The 24,106-nt window shown below is 47.1% G+C and carries 20 protein-coding genes and 1 CRISPR repeat array; of the genes, 16 read left to right on the plus strand and 4 right to left on the minus strand.

Translation table 11 applies throughout. The annotated features are described in order from the left end of the window. Window positions 1-8 precede the first annotated feature (8 nt). From G517_RS0115280 to G517_RS20305, 4 genes are all read right to left on the minus strand, one after another. Window positions 9-1,394 (minus strand): sensor histidine kinase, encoded by a 1,386-nt coding sequence (locus G517_RS0115280; protein ID WP_028305125.1) that lies wholly within the window; start codon window positions 1,392-1,394, stop codon window positions 9-11. After that, the gene (locus G517_RS0115285) at window positions 1,391-2,062 is read right to left on the minus strand and encodes a response regulator transcription factor (RefSeq protein WP_028305126.1); all 672 of its coding nucleotides are present in this window, start codon (window positions 2,060-2,062) and stop codon (window positions 1,391-1,393) included. Before G517_RS0115285 ends, G517_RS0115280 begins: the two co-directional genes overlap by 4 nt. Beyond that, window positions 2,059-2,430, minus strand: a complete 372-nt coding sequence (locus tag G517_RS0115290; RefSeq protein WP_157833205.1) for a PepSY domain-containing protein — start codon at window positions 2,428-2,430, stop codon at window positions 2,059-2,061. The genes G517_RS0115285 and G517_RS0115290 overlap by 4 nt, the downstream gene beginning before the upstream one ends. Window positions 2,431-2,496: 66 nt before the next feature. Next, on the minus strand, window positions 2,497-3,930 hold the full coding sequence (locus G517_RS20305; protein ID WP_169447919.1) for a sensor domain-containing diguanylate cyclase: 1,434 nt from the start codon (window positions 3,928-3,930) through the stop codon (window positions 2,497-2,499). Window positions 3,931-4,098: 168 nt separating this feature from the next. On the opposite strand from G517_RS20305, the gene G517_RS19510 reads away from it, so the two are divergent. The 16 genes from G517_RS19510 (at window position 4,099) to G517_RS0115380 (ending at window position 23,791) form a co-directional block, all read left to right on the plus strand. Then, the gene (locus G517_RS19510; protein ID WP_051206475.1) at window positions 4,099-5,049 is read left to right on the plus strand and encodes a mechanosensitive ion channel domain-containing protein; all 951 of its coding nucleotides are present in this window, start codon (window positions 4,099-4,101) and stop codon (window positions 5,047-5,049) included. A 159-nt stretch (window positions 5,050-5,208) separates the two neighbouring features. After that, window positions 5,209-7,305: a DNA polymerase III subunit gamma/tau gene (dnaX, locus tag G517_RS0115305; RefSeq protein WP_028305129.1), complete on the plus strand. Its 2,097-nt coding sequence runs from the start codon at window positions 5,209-5,211 to the stop codon at window positions 7,303-7,305. A 148-nt stretch (window positions 7,306-7,453) separates the two neighbouring features. Beyond that, window positions 7,454-7,780 carry a YbaB/EbfC family nucleoid-associated protein gene (locus G517_RS0115310; RefSeq protein WP_028305130.1) on the plus strand — a complete coding sequence of 109 codons (327 nt, stop codon included), beginning with the start codon at window positions 7,454-7,456 and terminating at the stop codon, window positions 7,778-7,780. Between the two features lie 130 nt (window positions 7,781-7,910). Then, window positions 7,911-8,513 carry a recombination mediator RecR gene (gene recR, locus G517_RS0115315; RefSeq protein WP_028305131.1) on the plus strand — a complete coding sequence of 201 codons (603 nt, stop codon included), beginning with the start codon at window positions 7,911-7,913 and terminating at the stop codon, window positions 8,511-8,513. Then, entirely contained in the window at window positions 8,513-9,655 is a 1,143-nt protein-coding gene (gene rnd, locus G517_RS0115320; protein ID WP_028305132.1) for a ribonuclease D, read from the plus strand. The genes recR and rnd overlap by 1 nt, the downstream gene beginning before the upstream one ends. A 60-nt stretch (window positions 9,656-9,715) precedes the next feature. Further along, window positions 9,716-10,003: a YcgL domain-containing protein gene (locus G517_RS0115325; RefSeq protein WP_028305133.1), complete on the plus strand. Its 288-nt coding sequence runs from the start codon at window positions 9,716-9,718 to the stop codon at window positions 10,001-10,003. Then, on the plus strand, window positions 10,003-10,449 hold the full coding sequence (locus tag G517_RS0115330; RefSeq protein WP_036591802.1) for a YcgN family cysteine cluster protein: 447 nt from the start codon (window positions 10,003-10,005) through the stop codon (window positions 10,447-10,449). Before G517_RS0115325 ends, G517_RS0115330 begins: the two co-directional genes overlap by 1 nt. A 368-nt stretch (window positions 10,450-10,817) precedes the next feature. Further along, window positions 10,818-13,511: a CRISPR-associated helicase/endonuclease Cas3 gene (locus tag G517_RS0115335; protein WP_051206476.1), complete on the plus strand. Its 2,694-nt coding sequence runs from the start codon at window positions 10,818-10,820 to the stop codon at window positions 13,509-13,511. A 370-nt stretch (window positions 13,512-13,881) separates the two neighbouring features. Further along, window positions 13,882-15,504 (plus strand): type I-E CRISPR-associated protein Cse1/CasA, encoded by a 1,623-nt coding sequence (gene casA, locus G517_RS0115345; RefSeq protein ID WP_028305136.1) that lies wholly within the window; start codon window positions 13,882-13,884, stop codon window positions 15,502-15,504. Beyond that, window positions 15,497-16,075, plus strand: coding sequence for a type I-E CRISPR-associated protein Cse2/CasB (gene casB / locus G517_RS19515; protein WP_051206477.1), 579 nt, complete (start codon window positions 15,497-15,499; stop codon window positions 16,073-16,075). Before casA ends, casB begins: the two co-directional genes overlap by 8 nt. 19 nt (window positions 16,076-16,094) lie before the next feature. Beyond that, on the plus strand, window positions 16,095-17,162 hold the full coding sequence (gene cas7e, locus G517_RS0115355; RefSeq protein ID WP_028305137.1) for a type I-E CRISPR-associated protein Cas7/Cse4/CasC: 1,068 nt from the start codon (window positions 16,095-16,097) through the stop codon (window positions 17,160-17,162). A 4-nt stretch (window positions 17,163-17,166) separates the two neighbouring features. Further along, window positions 17,167-17,937, plus strand: coding sequence for a type I-E CRISPR-associated protein Cas5/CasD (cas5e, locus tag G517_RS0115360; RefSeq protein ID WP_028305138.1), 771 nt, complete (start codon window positions 17,167-17,169; stop codon window positions 17,935-17,937). Further along, complete coding sequence (gene cas6e, locus G517_RS0115365; protein WP_028305139.1) at window positions 17,938-18,831, plus strand: type I-E CRISPR-associated protein Cas6/Cse3/CasE; 894 nt, start codon at window positions 17,938-17,940, stop codon at window positions 18,829-18,831. Window positions 18,832-18,867: 36 nt separating this feature from the next. Continuing rightward, window positions 18,868-19,788: a type I-E CRISPR-associated endonuclease Cas1e gene (gene cas1e, locus G517_RS0115370; protein ID WP_028305140.1), complete on the plus strand. Its 921-nt coding sequence runs from the start codon at window positions 18,868-18,870 to the stop codon at window positions 19,786-19,788. Beyond that, the gene (gene cas2e / locus G517_RS0115375; RefSeq protein WP_028305141.1) at window positions 19,785-20,078 is read left to right on the plus strand and encodes a type I-E CRISPR-associated endoribonuclease Cas2e; all 294 of its coding nucleotides are present in this window, start codon (window positions 19,785-19,787) and stop codon (window positions 20,076-20,078) included. The genes cas1e and cas2e overlap by 4 nt, the downstream gene beginning before the upstream one ends. Before the next feature lie 95 nt (window positions 20,079-20,173). Continuing rightward, a CRISPR array of direct repeats spans window positions 20,174-20,691; the repeat unit is 29 nt; unit sequence GTGTTCCCCGTACCCACGGGGATGAACCG. 172 nt (window positions 20,692-20,863) lie between these two features. Then, window positions 20,864-23,791, plus strand: coding sequence for a ligand-binding sensor domain-containing protein (locus G517_RS0115380; RefSeq protein ID WP_028305142.1), 2,928 nt, complete (start codon window positions 20,864-20,866; stop codon window positions 23,789-23,791). The last annotated feature ends 315 nt before the right edge of the window (window positions 23,792-24,106 follow it).

Here is a 24,106-nt window from a genome sequence, read left to right on the forward strand (position 1 = left end):
GTAAGAAATTATAGCGTAAATCGAGCACTCACTTTCAGTCCACCGAGTTTTGATTGTGAGAAGTTTAACTCGCCTTGATAGCTATCACAGATCGATTTACAGATCGATAAACCTAGGCCATGGCCCGCAGACGCTTCGTCGAGCTTTGTTCCTCTTAGGGTGAGCTGGTCTAATAAGTCTTGGCTAACGCCACTACCGTCATCTTCAATATGAAAGGCCACTTTTTGTCGATTACTCTCTGGGTCTGGTGTTTCCGCTATTAGGGTGAAATAAACATGCTTTGATGCGTACTTTGCAGCGTTATCTAATAAATTACCAATCAGCTCTAAGGCATCGTCCCGATCAATACCTAAAGAGCTGTTTTCAATATTTATCTGCTGCTTAAAGCTAATCGCAGGGTAAATGCGCTCCATGACCTGTAGTAGTGGCGTTATATCTTCTGTAGGGTGAAACGATTGACCTGGCAGGCAGCGGCCCGCAATACGGGCACGCTTTAGCTCGCGTTCTAATAGATATTGAATCTGATCTAAGGCTTGAGCCATCACCTCTTGTTCTTCTTGAGGCAAGGTTCTTTGTTGTAACCTTAGCTGTTGCAAAGGTCGCTTTAACTCGTGAGCAAAGTTGCCCAAGGCTGAGCGAGAACGTTCGGTCCGCTGTCCCAGCTGATCGACTAAGCGATTAATCTCATCGCTGAGCGGTTTAATCTCTTTAGGTGGCTGAAAGCCAGTCTCTTGCCCGCTTCCTTGGTGAAGGGATACCACCCTTTGTCTAAGCTGTTCGAAAAAACGAAAACTGTTACGCAATGTTCTGTGCTGCAGCCACCAAAGCGCCATAAAAGAGAGGGTTAAGAAACTGATAATACTCAGGTTAAAGCGCTTTATATTGTGGGCTAAAGGGTGAATATCTTCTGCAACCCAGATACGCACTGTTTGGTTATGGAGGGTCACCTTAGTGCTGTATGTTAGTAATAACTGACCTTTAATAATGTTGATCGGGCTTGTGATACGCTTAGATAGTAATTTTCTGGGAAGGTTAATATCCCAAAGTGATCGAGAGCGGATAATGGCATCAGGGGTTTTAATCAAGTAGTAATGCCCTGAAAAAGCCCGTTGATAAAGATCTGAGATACTATCCAGCTCCAGCTCCAATGTTGGTTTTGCGGTGCCGGTGATCGTCGCATCTGGTAATGATGGCGCTTTTAGCTCTAGGGCTGAAATCAAATTTTCTGCTTCGTTCTCTAGGCGATGGAGTACATAATTATGGCTGAACTCGCGGGAGAGCGTGTTCGTCAATAAAAGTGTGATCATCAATACAGCGATCAATACGAGCAGTAAACGAAAGTGAAGCTGTCGCTCGATTGAGGTGTTGTTGGCCTTTTTTCGGAACAGTTTCATTTTTTCGTCGCCACGGCGAGTAATTGATAACCTTGCCCGCGCAGCGTCTTGATCCTAGGTTTGCCTAGATATTGGCGCAGTTTGTTAATGTAAACCTCAATAACATTACTGTCTCTTAAATGGTCGTCTTCATAAATATGCTCACTTAGGCTGTTTTTTGAGAGTACTTGATTGGGGTGAAGTAGCATATAACGCAGTAAACGAAATTCAATGGCGCTGAGTAGCTGTTTCGTATCACCTAAAATTAGTTCTCGGGTGTCGACATTTAATGTGATGTCATTTAACGTAATTACATTGCTTGCTTGGCCGTGATGGCGGCGCAATACGGCGTCTAATCGAGCGAGTAACTCTTCCGTGTGAAAAGGCTTACCAAGATAATCATCCGCACCTGCTTTTAAACCATCGACGCGTTCGTGCCAGCTATCTCGAGCTGTTAAAATAAGAACCGGCGTTGAATTACCTTGTTCCCGTAGTTCTTTTAATACGTCAAGCCCAGGCTTTTTGGGTAAACCTAAATCAAGAATAATGGCATCAAAGTCCTCTTCTGAGGCCCAATATAAGCCATTAACACCATTGTGAGCTTGTTCAATCGCATAGCCCGCTCGGCGAAGATCAGGAATAAGCCCTTGGCATAAAGCCAGATCATCTTCCACAAGTAACAGCTTCATTCTTCCTGTTCCTTTCTTAGAATTTCCCCGGTAGAGGCATCGAGCTTATATTCCCATACCTCACCTTTATCGTTGAGGTATTCCAGCTCATAAATTAAACGATGGCGTCTACGTTCTAGCTCCGCATCCAATAAGTTACCCTCAAAGGAATGCTGCTTAATGAGATCAAGTAAGGGTTTTATTTTCCCTTCTTGCATTAATGCACGTACTTCATGGGCAGAAAGCCGTTTACCGGCTTTTGCCTCATGAATATCTGTCAGGAAAAGAATACTGATAAAGAAAAAGACGGCCGTTAGACTACCGAGTAGTGTTATACGACGATTGCTTTTCTTTTTAGCCATTAGTTTTAGTATGCTGACGTTAGTCACCTGTCTATCACCTGTATTTGAAAACTGCATATTCTTTCAATTTAAACCTGCTGTATTAAAACAAGCTTAACGGGCAAATACATAGCTGTTCTTACCTGATTTTTTAGCCTCATACATCGCATTATCTGCTTGCTGGACAAGGCCTTTACCATTTTTACTATTTTCTGGGTAAAGTGAAATACCAATACTGCATGAGATATGAATAGGCTGATCTAAACCTAGGTCAAAGGGTAAACGTAGGTTTGTTAGTATATGTTCTGCGATAATAGAGACTGATGCCATTTCTTCAATATGGTAAAGCAATACCGCAAACTCATCGCCACCCATTCGGGCGCAGGTATCTGAGTGGCGAATCGCATTCTGTAAGCGTGTGGCAACCTCTATCAGCAAATCATCGCCTATATGGTGGCCGTGTTGGTCATTGACCTGTTTAAAACCATCAAGGTCGATAAACATCACGGCAAACTGTGAAGGATCATGCGGTGCATTGGCTAAGGTTTTTTTGAGGTGATTGTAAAATAGTGTACGGTTTGCCAGATTGGTGAGTTGATCGTAAAGAGCCATATGCTCAAGCTGTAGAGACACCTTTTTTTCTTGGGATATATCTTGCCGAGTACCGCACATTTTTAATGGGTTACCGCTTTCGTCCCAAGCTGCAATTCGGCCTCGGTCGAGCACCCAAACCCAGTCCCCCAGCTTATGGCGCATACGGACTTCATTTTCATAGGCATGGCCTTGATGCGCAAGGCAGTAGGCGATTTTTGCATTGGTTTGTTCTATATCCTCTGGGTGGGCCAGATCCATCCAGAGATCAAGACTTAGAGGCTCTAATTCATCCCGTGTATAGCCCAGCATTTCAGCCCAACGGTCATTGATATGTATACGCCCTGATACAATTTCCCAGGCCCATGTCCCTGCATGTGTTCCCCAGATAATATCGTTTAGGCGTTCTTTCTCCTGATAGATTTTTTGGGCGGATTGGCGACGACGATACAACAGGTAGCCGAGGGTAATGGCAGTGCTGATTAGAGAGAGAATCGTCACACCCAATAGACTATAGATAAAAAACTCTTTAGCGTGAAGGCGAGCCATTTGTTGGTCAACCATCTCTTCAAGACGATTTTGATAATGCCATAGATTATCTTCAGCGCTTCTTAGGTTATTAATATCGGTGATTAAAGAAAATAGTAGCTGTTTGCCTGGCTCCACTGAAACAGGAGCTGAAGAGACTTTGACCGTGCGTATGGAACCATTAGAAAGGCGATGGCGGAAAATAAAATAGTTGCGGTTCTCCTTTCGCACCAGCTCTCTTTCAGCGGCAATCGCTTCTGGCGACAGCACATTAATTTGCTGAATTCGCATGGTGACTAATTTGTTTTTACTATAGCCATAATATTCAGATGCCGCTTGGTTAGCGGCTTTAATTTCGCCTGTTGCCGGATCAATCAACAGCATAGTAACCGGATGATTATCAAAAGCCTGATCAATGGTCTTTATCATATTATTAGCTTGAGATTGCAGTGAAAAAAATAGCAAAATTAAGCAAACATATATCGTAAAACAGCGCTTCAATACGGGCATAGTGGTAACCTTGTCATCTTTTGTCTCATTCCTGTGTCGTGCATTAAACCTTGTTAATGTACGCCTGGTAAATAGGTTTAAAGAGAAATGCTTATCCCCCATCTATTATCTGAGGTTGATATGAAAGATATCGTGAACAATAACCAATGGATTATCTCCATCGCATTCGTTGTTACCTGTTTGGTGCTGCGCTGGTTGTGTGTTCGCTTTGTGACTCGAATGGTAAAAGATGAAGAAAACCAACATCGGCGCTGGGCTAATACCATTACTAATATTACTAGTTTAGTCATTATTATTGGTTTGGTGATTATTTGGTTAAGTGAATTGCGTTTTGTGGCTTTATCTATTGCGGCTTTTGCGGTTGCTCTTGTGGTGGCCACCCGAGAACAAATACAGTGTTTTTTAGGTGCGGTGTATATTGCCAGTAGTCGAGCTTTTAGTGTGGGGGACTGGATTAAAGTAGGGCATCACTATGGTGAGGTCGTGCGAAGTGATTGGTTAACAACAACCTTGTTAGAAGTTGATATCGATAGTAAGAGCTACTCTTATACCGGTAGAAGCTTGATTATACCCAACAATCAGTTTAGTACTGGCGTAACCCAAAACCTGAATTTTATGCGTCGTTATGTGGCCCATAGCTTTAGCATTGTGCGCGAAGCTGATGCGATTCGTGTACGAGATGCACGGCTTTATCTACAGGATTTGGTGAGAGATTATTGCAGCCCTTTTAAAGAGGTCGCTGATCGCTACAGCAGTTTAATTGAAAAGCGATTAGGGATTGCATTAAGTGTATCGGATTCTAATGTGCGCATCGCCACTAACGATACTGCGCGTAATGTCTTTATTGTGACCATCTTCTGCCCTACGCAAGAAGCGACCCGAATTGAAGAAGAGATCACCGAAGATTTCTTGGACTATTGGTACAGTGTCACCCATAAACTGGATGAATTTTATGGCCCAGATCAGGCTCTGGATGAAGTTCCAGAGGTTATTGTCAGTGAAAGCCATGCCGCTAATCGTCTAAGACCTAAAAGGTGATATTGATAGCGCAAAATGCTTTTAGAGATAAGGTGAAATACACCCTGTTCGACATTTGATGTACAATACACCGCTTACTTTTGCTGGGTAAATTAAACGGTACCACGTAAATTAAACGGGGCTGCAACCCTTTCAATTCCTTTAAACAGACTGGTTAATATGAGTTATCAGGTACTCGCCCGTAAGTGGCGTCCTAAAAATTTCCATGAACTTGTCGGGCAAGACCATGTGCGAAAAGCCTTAGTCAGTGCTCTAGATAACGACCGTCTGCATCATGCGTACCTGTTTACTGGAACTCGGGGGGTGGGTAAAACCACCATCGCACGAATTATCGCCAAGTGTTTAAACTGTGAGACCGGTGTTACCTCACGTCCCTGTGGTGAATGCTCCAGCTGTCGGGAGATTGATGAAGGTCGCTTTGTTGACCTGATTGAAGTCGATGCGGCCTCGCGGACCAAAGTTGAGGATACCCGTGAGCTGCTCGATAACGTGCAGTACGCGCCTTCTCGTGGCCGCTACAAAGTGTACTTGATCGATGAAGTGCACATGCTTTCGACCCATAGTTTTAACGCGCTGCTAAAAACCCTAGAAGAACCACCACCCCATGTGAAATTTTTGCTAGCGACCACCGATCCGCAAAAGTTACCGGTCACGGTACTGTCTCGTTGTTTGCAGTTTAATTTAAAAAATATGCCGCCAGAGCGCGTGGTCGAACATTTAAGCCATGTGCTAACGGAAGAACATATCGCCTTTGATGATGCTGCGCTATGGCAGTTAGGCCGAGCGGCGGACGGCAGTATGCGTGATGCCTTGAGCTTAACGGATCAAGCCATTGCCTACGGGGAAGGAACGATTACCGCCAGCCAAGTAAGTGAAATGCTGGGCTTAGTGGATCATCGTCATGTTGCGGCCTTGATCGAGCATCTGATCAACCGTGATGCCAAGGCACTACTAAATGAAGTGGGCCAGTTATCGGAACAAGCCGCAGACTTTGAGACTATTTTGTCTGATATGGCGATGTATATGCACCGAATGGCTATTGCCCATGTTTTGCCCGACGCAGTTGATAATGCACAAGGTGATCGTGAGCAAGTCCTGGCTCAGGCGGCGCGTTTAACCGCAGAAGATGTGCAACTGTATTACCAAATTGCAATTAAAAGCCAAGAAGACCTACCGTTAGCACCAGATGCTCGCACAGGTTTTGAAATGGCATTAATTCGCATGGTTGCTTTTGCCCCTCAGGGTGTTCCTAGTGAAGGTGGTAATCCACTGCCAAGCCAAGCTGCGCCTATGGCTCACTCTGAGGCTAAAAAAAAAATAATCACTGAACAGGTTCCGGTTCCTACGGTTGCACCGATCGCGCCTGAACCTGTAGCGCCGAAGCCTGATTATAACCCTGAACCTGAACCTGAACCTGAACCTGAACCTGAACCTGAACCGCAAGCGGCGCCTACGGTACAAAGTGCTCGGGCTTCTTTGGGGAGTGGTTTACGTACGGTTAAATTTCCTAGCGTTACCGCAGGGAAGATCGCTTCAGCATCTTCAGTACCGTCGCCGGAATCTTTAGCGCATCCTTCCAAGCCAGCTCCAGCTCCAGCTCCCATTGCTGCATCAGCGCTGCCTGTGACTGATATTCCTCCTTGGGAAGAGCTTCCAGCATCCGCTGGACAGAGTAATCTCAATGATCAGCCGCGCTATGATCAACCGTATGATGACGAGCGCACACCGCCAATCGCGGATGAATACCAAGGTATGATGCCGGAGCCGGTCTCCCATGAGCCGCGCCAAGCACCTACCTTAAGAGATGCTACGCTGCCTGAGTCTACAGAATCTGAGATCACACCTTTGGTCGGCCCTTGTCCGTCTCAGCTAACCTGTAATCAAGAATGGTTAGAGGCTTTTGCTCATTTGCCTTTGCGGGGGCTTGATCGGTCTTTAGCAAAAAATGCAGCACTGATCACCCGTGAACAAAATCTGCTAAAGTTTGCTTTAAAGGCCGTTACCGAAAATTTTTTAACACCAGAGCGGCAAGAAAATTGGTTGAAAAGTATTCAAGTATTATTTGGTGCTGAGTTAACGCTTGAAATTATCGCCTTTAGTACCGATCTAGATACACCAGAGGACTACGAAATAGCGCTAAAGCAACGTCGACAGAAACAGGCAGAAACGCTATTTAGCAGCGACCCTGTTATTCAAGAATTGCAGCGTCAATTTGGGGCCGAGATTGATAAAGATTCCATCGAACCCTTAGTCTAGCTTACGTTGAATTAAGCCGTTCAAAGGGATAAAAAATTATCGGTGATAGAGGTTATTTCGCACTTGATAGTGGTTATGTCGTACTTGATAGTGGTTATGTCACACTGTTGCCAAATTATATTTGATGTCATGAATTGAGGATCACAACATGTTTAAAGATGGAATGGGTAACCTGATGAAGCAGGCGCAGGAGATGCAGGAAAAAATGCAGAAACTGCAAGAAGAAGCGGCTAATCAGACCGTTATCGGTGAGTCCGGTGCGGGCATGGTAAAAGTCACTATGAACGGTCGTCACGATGTTCGCTCGGTGTCTATCGACGACAGCCTGATGACAGAAGATAAAGAGATGTTAGAAGATCTACTTGCCGCAGCGGTAAACGATGCCGTGCGTCGTGTAGAAGAAACCTCACAGGAAAAAATGGCAGAACTCACCGGCGGTATGCAAATGCCACCGGGTTTTAAAATGCCATTCTAAACGGTGAAAGACTATTGAGAAAAGCCGCTAGCCAGCGGCTTTTTGCTTAATGCTGAGCTTTAGTGACATGCTATAAAAATATAAAAAAGACGGCGTTTGGTGCGTAACAAGGTGCCAATAAGGATCAACTATGTCATTCAGCCCTTTGGTTGAAGAACTGATTACCGCACTGCGCTGTTTGCCCGGAGTTGGGCCCAAATCAGCCCAGCGCATGGCCTTGCATTTATTGGAGCGAGAGCGTGAAGGCGGGTTTCGTCTTGCTGAAACATTAGAGCGCTCCCTAGAACATGTCGGCCAGTGCCGTGAATGTCGAACGTTAACCGAAGAGCCTATCTGTAGGCTTTGTCGTAGTGAACGCCGAGATGCACGCCTGCTGTGCGTTGTAGAAACACCCGCTGATCAGATTGCAATGGAACAAGCCGGTGGTTTTAATGGCCGTTATTTTGTTTTAACAGGGCATTTATCCCCCATTGATGGCATTGGCCCAGAGGCTTTAGGCTTAGATCAGTTACAACAGAAAGTGAGTCGGGATCAGGTACAGGAAGTTATTCTTGCCACCAACCCCACCGTAGAGGGCGAAGCAACCGCTCACTACATCTCTGAGATGCTACAACATTTACCGGTAACCGTAACTCGTTTAGCCCACGGCATTCCCGTTGGCGGAGAGTTGGAATACATCGATGGTGGAACCCTGAGTCGCGCAATGGCGGGCCGGTTACCTATGGCAAAATAATGACCGAAAATACAATAGCTTACCGTTTTATTGATTCCGATGACCTGCTGCAACAACACTGCAAGCATTGGCTTACCTGTGATGTTTTGGCGCTGGATACCGAATTTATCCGTGTCGACACCTATTATCCCAAAGCGGCTCTTATCCAAATACAGGATGATCAAGGCTGCTGGTTGATCGACCCATTAAAGATCAACAACTGGAATGCCTTTAAAGAAGTACTGCAAGCAGACAATGTATTGAAAGTGCTGCACGCTTGCTCAGAAGATTTAGAAGTTTTCTCCAACCTGACCGGCGCACTACCACAGCCGATGATGGATACGCAGACCGCATTAGCTTTTCTGGGTGAAACGCTTTCTGTTGGCTATCAACGTATGGTGGAAAACTGGCTTAGTATTAGCCTGCAAAAAGAAGAAACTCGCTCCGACTGGTTACAGCGCCCCTTGACCCATAGCCAATGCGCCTACGCCGCTGCCGATGTGTATTACCTGTATCAGATCTGGCCGAAGATTGAGCAGAAACTGCAAGAGCAGCAACGGGAAAGTTGGTGCCGCCAAGAGTGCGCCCAGATTATTCGCCTAGCCAAGCAAATACCCGATGATGAGTTTTATTTTTTACGGGTCAAGCAAGCTTGGAAGCTCAACCAAGAACAGCTTGCGGTTCTTCAAGTTTTAGCCGCATGGCGTGAACAAGAAGTGCGTCAGCGCAATATTCCCCGTGGCCGCTTATTATCGGACAATCTTTTATGGCTAATTGCCCTAAAATTACCGGCTAACCGCATGGAGCTGTCCCGTATAGAAGGTATTCGCCATAGCACCATCAAAAAAGATGGCGACGACGTGCTAGAGCTGGTCGATATCGCCCGCAACCGTGCCCAGGCCGTATGGCCAGACTCATTGCCATCGCCTATCGGACATCCGTATCGGGACTGGTCTAAAGCGATGAAAAAAACCGTGCGCGAGATCGCCGAAGCCAATAATCTACCGCCAGAGTTACTGATAAAAAAACGCCAGATGGAGCAAGTGCTTAACCGTGCTATTCGCGGCGAACTCAACGTTATACCGGATGAATGGAAAGGCTGGCGCGAAACCTTAGTCGGCGAACCCTTGATCAAGCTACTCGATAAGCTTCAAGGTCAGTAAGCCAAGGCGAACAATAAGACAAAACAAACGTCATAGAAGAAACATAACAGAGAAAACACCGTGAAAGTAATCTGCGAAGTATTTAAAAGTCCGCGTCAAGATGAGATGTACCTTTACGTCGACAAAAAAGAAGGCTTCAAACGGGTACCCGAACAGCTACTTGAGATCTTCGGTAAACCCAATGCTGTGATGACCATGTTGGTGCGTGAAGATAAGGATTTGGCACGGGCCAAATCTGAAGACGTACTGCGGGATATTCGCGAAAAAGGCTTTTACCTGCAAATGCCGCCGAAAAAAGAAGATTATCTGCTGGATCTGTATAAAACCCCCACCGAAGGCAAATACTAATGGGTCAGAACGAACGCTTCTGGGAACAGAAAGCACTCGCCGATATGAACCATGATGAGTGGGAATCTCTTTGTGACGGTTGTGGCAAATGCTGCCTGCATAAAATGGAAGATGAAGACGACGGCACCGTCTACTACACCGACGTTGCCTGCAAGCTGCTCGACATAACCCAATGCCACTGCAACGATTACAACAACCGCAAACAGCATGTACCAGAGTGTTTAAAGCTAACGCCAGAAGACGTACAAGCTTTTGACTGGCTGCCGCATACCTGTGCCTATCGGCTGATCAAAGAGAGCAAGCCCTTGCCGGAATGGCATCACTTGCTCACCGGCGATAAAAAAAGCATCCACAAAGCCCGCCAAAGTATCAAAGGCCGAGCCGTCAGCGAACAAGTGGTTCACCCCGACGAAATGGAATGGCACATCATCCAATGGGTTGAATAACCATCTCCCTCGGATATTCACCGCAATCGAGACAGTGGTGAATATCCGCTCTGTAGTTCCTATTTATTCCGTAGCCTCTACCCACCCCGTAACCCACCACTCTCCTGTATTGTAGGGTGACATAAGCGGTGAGGCACGAACCGCGTCATGTACCATAACATCAGATCAAAATACGACCCTCAAACTAAACGCTGCCCCTTTGCCTCTTGCCCCTTTGCCTCTTGCCCCTTGGTCTTAATGACCCTCTAAAAAAGAATTGTTATCGTGTATTTTAATTAAAGGATAAAAAAATAGCCTAGCGACACGGATTGACGCATCCGTAGGTTTACTATTTTTTGAGGATGCTAAGCCAAAACTAAGGAATGGATATGGACAAGCTCTACTACCGCTATTGGGGAAAGGCCAATAGTAAAGAAACATCAGGAGAGTCATTTCATTTGCTCGTGTACCACTGTCTAGATGTAGCCGCGTGTGGATATATGTACCTGTCAGGGAAAAATATCTGGGTGTATACTTTATCTAAACAATTAGGACTTCCTGCAGAGCAGCTGCGTCGGATTTTCACATTTTTTCTTGCTTTGCATGATATCGGTAAATTCTCCCGTAGCTTTCAAGGCATTGTTCAAGGGCTTTCGCAGGATTTAGTGCCCGCCATCAAAGGGATGCCCTATGATGAGCGCCATGATTCCTTGGGCTATTGGCTCTGGCGTGATGCGGATGCATTTAAAGCACTGTTTTCAGAAGAATTGGATCTAGATAGCAGAAAACTACGACGGGCTCAGCAGCTCAGTGTGTTATTTGAAATTGTTACCGGGCATCACGGGCAGCCGCCGAAAAACAGCCCGGTGTATCTGTCAAATTATTTTACTGAAGACGATATCGAGGCTTGCTGTCAGTTTGCGCAGGATCTGTTTACCCTTTGGCTGACAAGTGAAGATCGTCAGTGGCTGGCAGATAAAGAGAATGCTGAGCGTATTAAGCAGGCTTCATGGAGTTTAGCCGGATTGGCGGTTTTAGCTGACTGGTCTGGTTCGGATCAGGTATATTTTGCTTATCTTGCTAAAGCAATGCCGCTGGAAAAATATTGGGCTGAATATGCTTTAAAGAAGGCAGAAAAAGCCTGTCATGCTAACCCATTATTCACCTCGAAAATTAACCGATACGACACGATCCTGCAGCTTTTTCCTTTTATTATTCAACCAACGCCTTTGCAGCATTATACAATGAGCGTTCCCTTAGCCGATGGCCCTCAGCTTTTTTTGTTGGAGGATGTGACCGGTGCCGGTAAAACAGAAGCTGCTATGGTTTTGGTGCATCGCCTGCTGGATAAAGGTCATAGCAATGGGCTTTATGTTGGATTGCCAACCATGGCAACAGCTAATGCCATGTACGAGCGTTTGGCATCCTGTTATCAGTCTTTGTTTTCGGGTGAATCATTAGCTTCTTTAGTGCTTTCTCATGGTGCTCGGCATTTGTCAGAAGCCTTTACGGAGTCTGTCCAAGTCGAGAAGCAGCAGTCGGATACAAATTATCAGCAGGATGAGCTCAGTGCGTCTGCGTACTGTAATGCTTGGCTTGCGGACAGTAAAAAGAAAGCGCTGCTGGCTGATGTCGGTGTAGGTACGATTGATCAGGCTTTGTTATCGGTTTTGCCTGCCCGTCACCAGTCTTTACGTCTTCTGGGCTTGATGGGCAAAGTGCTTCTGGTCGATGAAGTACATGCCTATGATTCTTATATGCAGGTGCTATTGGCAAACCTGCTGCAAATGCATGCGCGGCAGGGCGGCAGTGTTATTTTATTATCGGCAACATTACCGCAATCGATGAAAGAGAAACTGGTAGCTGCTTATGCTGCGGGGCGTGAATTAGCCGCGCCAGATTTAAGCAGTAGCGCATATCCTTTAGCCACACAATACCCCGCTGTTACAGCTGTTCAGCAGCCTCTTGCCACGCGCCCACAGGTCGCTCGTACCGTCCAAGTGAGTCATCTTTCTGAATACGAAGAAGTGAATCGTCTTATTACCGATGCGGTAGCACAGGGACAAACCGTTTGCTGGGTTCGAAACACCGTTGATAATGTTAAACAAAGTTATGCCAAATTATGTGAGCAGATGCCGGAGCATGCCGAGCGTATTCATCTGTTCCACAGCCGTTTTGCCATGTGTGATCGCCAGAGTATTGAACAGAATGTACTGCACTGGTTCGGTAAAAAATCCGATGCCGATATGCGTAAAGGCCGTGTATTAGTGGCTTCTCAGGTTGTCGAGCAATCACTCGATTTAGATTTTGACCTGATGATTACTGATTTAGCGCCAGTGGATCTTCTGGTGCAGCGGGCCGGTCGTCTACACCGTCATCTGAGAGATGTGGCAGGTAACCCCCTGCCGGATGAAGAAACCGATCAGCGTGATAAACCGGTACTTTATCTATTTTCACCCCGGCCGGATGATAAAGCAGACAGCGATTGGCTGGATGATGAGCGTTTTCGTGGTTCTGCCGCGGTGTATCAGGATCTTGGACTGCTGTGGCGTTCAGTAAAAGTCTTAGTGGATAAGGGGCAATACCGGATGCCGGAAGATGCCCGTTATCTGATTGATAGTGTTTATTCCGATGAATGTATGCTGCCAACCCCGGAGAAAGTCGAGGAAGCGTCTTATGCGGCAGATGGGAAAAGGCGGGCAGAGGCCAGTATGGCAAACTTTAACCAATTGGATCTGGATGCTGGTTACTCCCGTGACAGTAATTCCGCCGGGTGGTCAGAGGAGACCCGGATTCCAACACGACTAAGTGACGAAACCTGTAATGTGGTGCTTGTGGTTCGCAGTGCGGATGGTCAATGGCAGCCCTATGCCGGAGATGTAAAATTTGGCTGGGATCTGAGTACGGTAAAGATCAGGGAAAAACTCTGGCAGGAAGTGGAGAAGTTGATTCCTGCGGAGATCGGGAAAGAACTGGATCAATTTCAGGAGCATACTCCGGCCCTGCGTTGGGTAAAACTATGCCCGCTGGAAGGTGGCTTAGCCGGTTGCTACAGTAAGGAATCGGGTTGGTTGGGAGTATGATCGCCGCAGAATTTTAAAGTCCCCGCTTGCGCGGGGAACGCATAACAGCGATTTGCTGCGTACAGGTTCATCTTCAAGTCTATGAAGAACGCCTCGGAGAATAAAGCAGAGTATGCCGTGAGTCAAAAAAAATAGATTTGCTTCGTACCTTATATTTTGTATTATAGCTTTCATCAAGGTTAATGAGGGGGTTGTATGCACGTTCTGTTTTTGCTGTCGGTTTTTCTTCGCGAGAGTCGTTTGTTTGTCCGTGAGCTTGACGGATTGGAGGCTTCGACAAAAATGCTGATTGCATTTGTGTTCTTTGTAGCGGGGGTTTGGAGTGTTCCGGGAATCATCGGTTTGATAGTTTGAGTAAAAGAGGGATTTTATGAATTTATTAAGTGAGGCTTGGATTCCGGCGGTACGCCGGGATGGGCAGGTATGCCGGATAGCGGTCTGGCAGATTGCAGAAACAGAAAACCCGGTTGTGGAATTGCAGGCCCCCCGGCCGGATTTTCAGGGCGGGTTGTATCAGTTTCTGATCGGTCTGTTGCAGGCCTGTTATGCGCCAAAAGATGCTGGAGCATGGGAAGATCTTTATCTTCAGCCACCAGCGACAGACACGCTAAAAAGCAGCTTTCAGAAAGCAGGCCACGCGTTTGAGCTTTTCTCGGATGTCGGCAAGCCTGCTTTTTTGCAGGATCTTCTGCTGAACGAGGGAGAGCAGAAGCCTCTTGCTGCACTACTGATAGAAGCCCCCGGTGGCAAAACTCTGAAAGACAATCTGGATTTCTTTGTTAAAGGCGGTCAGGTTGAGCAGGTGTGTGGCTGCTGTACTGCACAGGCGCTTTTTACGCTACAAACTAATGCTCCTTCAGGTGGCGTTGGTCACCGTGTAGGTTTACGTGGCGGCGGCCCGTTAACCACTTTGCTGCAGCCGAGCCATGATGATGCCACGCTCTGGCAAAAGCTTTGGCTTAATGTGCTGTATACCGAAAACAAAAAAGACCTGATTGCTGAACAACTTGACGCGTCTGTCTTTCCTTGGCTGGCCGAAACACGCTATTCCGACAAAACTGGGCAATCTACACTTCCTGAAGATACGCATCCTTTGCAGATGTACTGGGGGATGCCGCGCCGTATTCGCTTGGAAAAAGCAGACCACAAAGGCGTATGTGACCTGTGTGGTGATACCTCAGATCAGCTTTACAGCCATTACCGGACCAAAAATTACGGCATCAATTATGACGGCCCCTGGTTGCATTCGTTAACGCCCTATCGCCACGACCCTAAGCACGTCAAGCCTCCCTTGTCGCTGAAAGGGCAAAAAGGTGGATTAAGTTACCGCAACTGGCTTGGTTTATTGTTCCGTGATGATAACGGCGATCAAGCCGCAGAAATCGTTAAGCAATTTTTTGCTGAGAAATTTGTTGTGGCCGGAGCTGAGAAAAATAACGGAGAAGGTGCCAAAGAGCTGCGCTTATGGTGCTTTGGCTTCGATATGGACAATATGAAAGCCCGCTGCTGGTATGACCACCAGATGCCGGTGTTCAGTATTCCGCCGGAGCAAGCCGAAAAACTGCAAAGCCTGACCCGTGAACTATTGTCGGGTGCGAAGGACACGGCCAGCCTGTTACGCCAAGCGGTAAAAGAAGCCTGGTTCCGCCGACCTAAAGACCATAGTGGCGATATGAGTTTTGTTGATGCCGATTTCTGGTCAAAGTCCGAGGCCGGTTTTTATCAGGTGCTACGTTCGGCTGTATCTCATCTGGAGCAAAGCGGTGTAGATGAGGCGTGCTACAAGCGCTGGTACAACATCCTTCTGCAAACCTGCGAAACCGTATTTGATGAATACGCTTTGGGCACAACCGTTGAAGATCTCGATCTTAAAAGGGTGGTTTTGGCCCGCAGCGCGTTAATGAAAAAGTTCTACTCTCCCAAGCTTAAAACCTTACATGCCCTTAGGGAAAAAGCAGGCTTAAACGACAAAAAGGAAAAGGCCCATGACTGAGCAGAAGCAAAGCCGCTTCCGGCTGCATGATGCAGACCCGAAAAAATTGGAACGCTGGTGGCAGGCGCTGAATGGTGATGAGATCACAGAGCAACAATATCATGTGCAGAGCGGTGGTTTGGCAGCACGGGCGCGGCTGCGCCGGGCAGAACTGCCGGATGATGTCTTGCTGACAGAAGCATTCGCTTTGTTTCTTCGACAAGTACCGGATCGTTGGAAAAGTGATGAACACCTGTATGTCAGCGCCATGGTCGCGGCGCTGTTCAGTCACATTAAAAGCCAGGAAAGCAGCAAACACTTCATCACTCAGCTAGCAACCGGTGAAAAGAAAGATGATAGCGCCCGGATGAGTGAACTGCGCTTTAAGCAATTGCTGAAGAGCCGTACCCCGGAAGAATTTTTTCACCGAATGCTGCAGGCAATTCATTTGCTGAAAGGTAAAGTTCACCTGTTGTCACTGGTTGATGGCGTGCTGCGTTGGTATGACGAATACCTCTATGGCCCGGACAACAACCCGATGAATCGTTTAAGTGTCCGCTGGGCGCAAAATTATTACAAAGAATCCAAATAACTGTAAAGGAGTACATGAGATGAAACGTTTTATTCAGATCCACCTGCTGACCTCTTACCCACCGGCTAACCTGAACCGTGATGATCTGGGCCGTCCGAAAACCGCCAAAATGGGTGGTGTTGACCGCCTGCGTGTCTCATCCCAGAGCTTGAAGCGTCACTGGCGTACTTCTGATCTTTTTCAGGAAGCCATGTCCGGCCATATTGGCACCCGTACTAAACGTTTGGGCGAGCAGGTGTATGACAAGCTTGTTAAAGCGGGTATCAAAGAGAAAGATGCCTTTAAATGGGCGAAAGAGATTGCGGGTCAGTTTGGTAAAAGCAAAACCGATAAAAGTAATCCGCTGAAAGAGCTGGAAATCGAACAGCTGGTGCATATTGGCCAGGAAGAGCAGGCGGCCATTGATGAATTGGTTGCAAAACTGATTGAAGAACAGCGGGCCCCGGAAAAAGAAGAGCTGGACTTGCTTCGCCACCAGATCAGCGCGGTAGATATCGCGCTGTTTGGCCGTATGTTGGCTTCCAAACCGGCTTATAACGTTGATGCGGCCTGTCAGGTTGCCCACGCACTCAGTGTGCACCCAGTTGTGATTGAAGATGATTATTTCACCGCAGTGGACGACCTGAATGACGGTCAGGAAGACTCCGGTTCTTCTCATATCGGTGAAACCGGCTTTGCAGCGGGCCTTTTCTATTCTTATATTTGCATCAACCGTCAGCAGTTGGTGGAAAACCTGAATGGGGACGCAGCACTAGCGGATAAAGCCATTGCTTCGTTAGTTGAGTGCGCTATTAAAGTATCGCCTTCCGGTAAGCAGAACAGCTTTGCCCATCAAAGCTATGCCAGCTATGTACTGGCAGAAACTGGCGACCAGCAGCCGCGTTCATTGTCAGGAGCTTTTCTGAAGCCTATTGATACCCGTGGCCGTAGCGAAGATGACTATCTGCAGAAAGCTGTAGCCGCGATTCGTGACCAGTATGAAGGTTTTGACCAGGTTTATGGAGCTTGCGCTGACCAGCGCCAAGAGCTTTGTGTGCCGGAACGTAAAGGTAATCTGCAAGAACTGCTGGCCTTTATCGCGGAGTAGCCTTATGGATTATCTGCTGTTTCGTTTATATGGGCCTATGGCCAGTTGGGGGGATATCGCTGTTGGCGAATCCCGCCACAGCTTTAACGCGCCTACCAAAAGCGCCATTATGGGGCTGGTTGCTGCAGCCCTTGGCATTAAACGTGAAGAAGACGATAAACACCTGGCATTGAACTGCGATTACAGCATGGCGATTGCCGTACCCTGTGAAGGACAGAAAATGAAGGACTATCACACGGTTCAGGTGCCAGATTCTGTAGGTAAGTTTCGCTACCGGACACGTCGCGATGAGCTTGTTCTGGGAGAAGATCGTCTGGGGACGGTGCTTTCCAGTCGGGAGTATCATACCGATGCCTGTGCTTATATTGCGCTACGAGCTGAAAGTGGTGCCGCTTATTCGTTGCAATCCCTTCGGGATGCATTGGCTAAGCCGGTTTATCCGCTTTATCTGGGACGAAAATCCTGCCCAGTGGCGGCACCGCTGCAGCCTGAGGTTGTCGAGGCGGAAAATTATCAGGCAGCCCTGCAACAATATGCGCCTAAGGCGATCTCTTTTGTTGGGCGCGGTGAGCATTTTATGCCTCAGCTAGGCTCCGATAAAGCTGCTCATTGGCAGTATTACTGGGAAGGTGATATCTGTGATTTTGCCGATGAAAGTGACCTGCAGCAGGAGCAAATATTATCCGTTGTTCGCCATGACAAGCTGACGTCCCGAACCCGCTGGCAATTTGCACCGCAGAAGATTTATCAGTATCGCGCCACGGAGGGGCAATAAATGTTTTTATCCCGCGTAAAATTAAAGCCTGATATTGGGCGTAATAGTCAGCTGGGGCGTTTGTTAACGGACAGAACCTACGGCACGCATCGCCTGCTGTATGATCTTTTTGATGCACAGGGTATAGACGGGCGGCACTTTCTGTATCGGGAAGAGATTGCAAAAGAGCAGTTGGGTCATCGCTCCGGTGCTCGTGGCGAGCCACTTTACTATCTGCTCTCTGCTGAAGAGCCCAAGTCAGAAACGGCTCTGTTTTTAGCTGAAAGCAAGCCGTTTAAACCCGGTTTTCAGCAAGGCCAGCGTTTAGCCTTTAAGGTCAGAGTAAACCCTACTGTATCAAAGCAGGGTAAGCGGCATGACTTGGTGATGGATGAACAGATATGCTTTTATCAGCAGATCAGCCAATCCTTAGGTTTACCTGTTTTAGCCAATAAGCAGGCGCTTAAGCAGCAGCTGTTGGCTAAACAGGAAACGTTAGTTGTTTGGCTGCAGGATTATCTGGGTAGTAGTCGGTATTTTGCCTGTTTGCAACAAAACCTTAGAGTTGATGCATTGCTTAAAATTGCATTGGAGCATGCGGTTAGTAAGCGATTGCAAAGTTGGCTGTGCGATAACCCTTCCCGAGCAGGCTGTTTTTCTATTGCAGAATGCACAATAGAAGATGACATTTTGGATCGGGAATTCGAGGTGCCTATTTTTGAGTATTATGGCTATCAGGCACATCCGATACCTGAAAAAAACAGAGGCGCTCGCTTCTGTTCTGTTGATCTGTCCGGTGAGCTAATTGTTAATGCTCCAGAACAGTTCAGTAGCTTGTTACAGAAAGGTATTGGCTCTGCCAAAGGCTTTGGTTGCGGGCTTATGCTGGTTAAACCCGTCAGTCAGTTTTTCTGACAGGCTGAAGCAGAAATAAGAAGCAGGGAGGCTTTTATGACCTTTATCCCCCTAAACCCGATTCCTATGAAGGATCGGGTTTCTATGATCTTTTTGCAATACGGGCAAGTTGACGTTATCGACGGTGCTTTTGTACTTGTCGATAAAACAGGCATTCGGACTCATATCCCTGTGGGTTCTGTCGCCTGCATTATGCTCGAACCCGGCACAAGAGTATCCCATGCTGCTGTCAAATTGGCCGCACAGGTTGGCACACTCTTAGTTTGGGTTGGAGAGGCTGGGGTGCGTCTGTATGCTTCTGGTCAGCCCGGAGGTGCTAGATCGGATCGTCTGCTTTATCAGGCCAAGCTGGCGCTAGACGAAGATCTTCGGCTGAAAGTGGTTCGTAAAATGTTTGAAATGCGTTTTGGTGAGCCGCCACCGGCTAAACGTTCCGTTGAACAGCTGCGGGGGATCGAGGGAGCCCGTGTCCGGGAAACGTATAAGCTGCTTGCCAAACGTTACGGTATCAAATGGCAGGGGCGGCGATATGACCCTAAAGATTGGGCTGCCGGTGACGCTACTAACCAATGCATTAGTGCTGCGACTTCCTGTCTGTACGGTATTACTGAAGCGGCCGTTCTAGCGGCAGGTTATGCCCCTGCTATTGGCTTTATCCATACGGGTAAACCACTCTCTTTTGTTTACGATATTGCTGATGTTATTAAATTTGATGACATCGTGCCTAAAGCTTTTGAAATTGCAGCCACACATCCTTATCAGCCGGACAAAGCTGTTAGGCATGCTTGTAGAGATATTTTTCGAAGTAGCAAAGTGCTCAAAAAGCTTATTCCAATGATAGAGGAGATTTTAGCCGCAGGAGATATTAAGCCACCTGAGCCCCCAAAAGATGCTCAACCTCCGGCTATTCCAGAACCTAAGCCCACGGGAGATATAGGTCACAGGAGCCATCAATGAGTATGTTGGTTGTCGTCACCGAAAATGTACCTCCACGATTACGAGGAAGACTGGCTGTCTGGTTGCTTGAAGTAAGGGCAGGGGTTTATGTCGGTGACGTATCTAGAAGAGTCAGAGAGATGATCTGGTATCAGATTAACGAGTTGGCAGAAGAGGGTAATGTTGTTATGGCTTGGGCAACGAATACTGAATCTGGCTTCGATTTTCAAACATACGGAGATAATCGACGAGTTCCTGTAGAAATGGATGGACTTCGATTGGTTTCCTTTTTGCCATTAAAAACTTCTTGAATAGGGTGCTCTTTAATAGTTTAATTTTTGTTAATCTTGTTGGTAGATTTTTTATAGGATAAAAAAACCTTTAAAAACAATCATATCCAGTAAGAGTGTTCCCCGTACCCACGGGGATGAACCGGTACAACTGTAGAGGTTCTCGCAGAGGCTAGTGTGTTCCCCGTACCCACGGGGATGAACCGATGAACTCCGTACAGATTCGCGCCTTCTCGCAGTGTTCCCCGTACCCACGGGGATGAACCGGGGAATGCAGCCCCAGTATGCAAATAGGCCGTGTGTTCCCCGTACCCACGGGGATGAACCGGGAATTTATGCTCAAATTGGGGTTATATTAAAGTGTTCCCCGTACCCACGGGGATGAACCGGCTCACTTCAAACCCGGATACAGCTATAAAGGGTGTTCCCCGTACCCACGGGGATGAACCGGCGTTGATTGTATCCGGTACTTTTAATCCGGAGTGTTCCCCGTACCCACGGGGATGAACCGTTCAGACGCGTCAGCAGGTTTATACCCCATCGCGTGCTCCCCGTACCCACGGGGATGAACCGTGCTGATCAGTTAATTTTTGACGCGCGTGCGGGTATTCCCCGTACCCACGGGGATGAGTCGTGACTGTGTTAGGATAACGATATTGAAATGCAGTGTTCTCCATACGGTGGGATGATCTCTGGTAAGGCTTGACGGGTCTTCGTTCTATAACAGATTGCTGCCTGTTTAAGTCTTATTATCACTGCGCTTTTGTAGAAAAAGGTTTTTTGTATTAAGGGGTTTAAGAGATTTTATGACTCGGCTAAAAGATATCTTCAGCCAGCGGCGGTTAATGATTTTTTTTCTACTGTTTACCAGTTTGCATACGATGGCGGCGACACCTCTAGCGGACTATTTTATTGAGACGTGGACTTCACGGGATGGCCTTCCCCACAATAGTATTAATGCGATAGCTCAAACTGATGATGGTTACTTATGGTTTGCTACTTGGGAAGGTGTGGCCCGCTATAACGGGTTGGATTTTAAACTTTTCACCCGTGGCAATGATACTTTTATGAAAGACTCCGGCGTGAAATCCCTGGTTGCCTTGGCAGATAATCATCTTTTAGTGGCCGGAGCCAGAGGCAGTGTTGCCGAACGACAGGGGCTTCTTTGGCGAGGCCATGAAAGCGCTAACAATCTGGTGAATCACACTTTAATTGATCAGCAGGGAAATTTATGGTTAGCCATTGAAGGTAAGGGTGTGCAGTTCCGGCCCTTACTGAGTAATGGCCAGTTTGGCCCAATACAGTGGAAGCTCAATATAGGCAGTTATCGGTTGGCTGAAAGCCCTGATGGTGTGATCTATGTCGGAACAGAAAAAGGTCTTTACCAACTTGAGGCTCAATCGGATAACCCTCAGCAACTTACGGCATCTCATTTTCAGCGAGTTTACTATCTCAGTTTCAACCACAATCAAACGTTATTATTAGCCACAGATCGTGGGGCATGGTATTGGGACAAGGGAAAAGCGACTCTAATCACTCCGCAGCTGGCTGACTTAACCGTCACCGTGATCGAGCAAGATCGAGAAGGTCAGCTCTGGCTTGGCACGATTAATAAAGGTATCGCCAGATTACAAAACCAGCAGCTAGAGTTCTTGGATATTAGCGAAGGCTTACCCAATAACCGGGTGCTATCCTGGTTAGAAGACTTAGAGGGTAGTATCTGGGTTGGAACAAATGGTGGTGTTATTCGATTACGCAAAGCGCCGTTTATCTCTATTACTCAACAAAAGGGGTTGATCGGGGACTATGTCCGCACATTGTTAGCGTTAGATGATGGTGAGGTGCTAGTTGGTTCAAGTAATGGCCTTAGCTTGCTAAAAAAAGGGCAGGCTCAAAGTGCGTTATCACCGGATGCAACAGCCTTAGCTAACCGTCATCACGCAAACTTATCCGTGCTTAGTTTAGCTTCGGACTTTAATGGTGGCGCATGGGTTGGCACCTATCAGCGCGGTTTATTCCACTGGTCTGCGGGACAACTTACCCCTGTCTGGGATGAAAGCAACGGCCTTGCCAGTAATGAGATTCGCGCTATTTTGCCTGATCGTCAGGGAAATCTTTGGTTGGGCACGCCTAATGGCCTTGTTCGACGATCTAAAGAAGGCCTCGTTCAGCATTTCACCAAGAGCAACTCACCGTTACCCGGTAATTTTGTCATGGCATTGACCGAAGACGACCAAGGGCAGATCTGGGTAGGTACTGGCGTTGGTGTTAGCTATATTAAAGATAATCACTGGCAGAAACTGGATTTACCCGCAGAGGAAGGAGCCGAATACGCCTTTGGCTTTTACTGTGAACCTGGGTACGTCTGGTTGGCAACGGATCGAGGTATTGCTCGATTCTCACAGCTGGACCATTCCATACAGATGCTAGGGCGCAAAAATGGCTTGCCCAATGATAAGTTTTTTCAAATTCTAGCGGATAATCAGGGGCATTTTTGGCTTTCGAGTAACCGTGGTATTTGGCGCATTCAACGGCAAGAAGTTGATCGAGTGCTTGATGGAAAGCAGGCGCTTATCAGCTTCGAGCACTTTAGTGAAGCAAATGGTATGGCCAGTAGCCAGGCCAATGGCGGCTCTAATCCTGCGGCCATTCGGTTACCAGATGATCAGCTTCTTTTTGCAACAGCCAAAGGTGTGGCTAATCTTCTACCGAGCCGTTTAAGCCGAGGCAATAAATACTCTGTTCCCATTGTATTGGAATCTGTTTTATTTGATAGCCAGCAGATTAATCCCGATCAACAGAAAGAAGTCCCCGCAGAAGTGCATAGGGTGCAGTTTCGTTATGTTGGCTTAAGCTATGTGATGTCAAGTCAGCTGCAGTACCGTACCAAGCTTGAGGGGTTTGACTCCCAATGGGCGTATCGAGGACAAAGTAATCAGGCGGAATATACCAATTTACCCCCTGGAAACTATCGTTTTAGAGTCAGCGTTCGCTACCCTTACGGTAAATGGCACGATACTGATGTTTTGTATGACTTTAAGGTTGCGCCTAAGTTTTGGCAACGCCCTGAAGTCATATTGGCTAGCATGTTACTGGTTTTACTTCTTATCGGTGGTGCCGTTTACTGGCGAATCAGAAGTTTACGGCGCTTTGCTCTTAAGCTTGAGTACAAAGTTGCAGAGCAAACGCAGGAGCTGCTTAGCCAGGCAGATGCGCTGCGGGCTCAGTCACAGGAGTTTGAGCGCTTAGCTCAAGAAGATAGCCTAACCTTGTTAGCGAACCGTCGCGCCTTCAACCGCAGTATTGAAAAACAGTTTAACCACTGCAAAGCCAACAACCAGCTATTATCTGTTGCCATCTTAGATATTGATCATTTTAAACGGGTTAATGACGACTACTCGCATCTTGTGGGGGATCAGGCGATTAAAGCGGTGGCCAAGGTACTTAAAACGCACCATGACTACCAAAATATTGCGCGCTGGGGTGGTGAAGAGTTTACGGCTTTGTATTTAGGGCCTGCCAGCGAAGCTTATATTCATTTTGAACAGCTCAGACGCGAACTTGCGAATACCGATTTCAGTGATATTGCAGAAGGCCTGACCATCACGGTCAGTATTGGCGTAGCAGACAGTCAACACATGGCGCACTATGATGACATTTTGACGGCAGCCGACCATGCTCTACTGAAGGCAAAACAGAATGGACGAAACCGCGTGATCATTCACCAAACATGATGGTCGCTCTATTGTAACCGCTCACTGGATGAAAGAGGAGTTGCAAGGAAAGCGTGAGTGTAGAGAGTTCCTGTCACAGCTCGTGACTTTGAACCAAAAAAATGGCTCTTTAAAAATAAGTAATAAAAACAGCGGGTTACATTGAGACTAAAAATAAAGGTATTTATTGGTATTTTTATCTAAGTCTTTGTTGTAACTATTCTTTGTGGTAAATTTTTATTGTTCACCGCCACATAGGCGGCTTAGAAAAACTTTACCCGTCCACGGCGGCATCGTGGCGGGTTCACCGCCACATAGGCGGCTTAGAAATGCCGG

Source organism: Oceanospirillum maris DSM 6286 (assembly GCF_000422865.1).
Classification (GTDB): Bacteria; Pseudomonadota; Gammaproteobacteria; order Pseudomonadales; family Halomonadaceae; genus Oceanospirillum; species Oceanospirillum maris.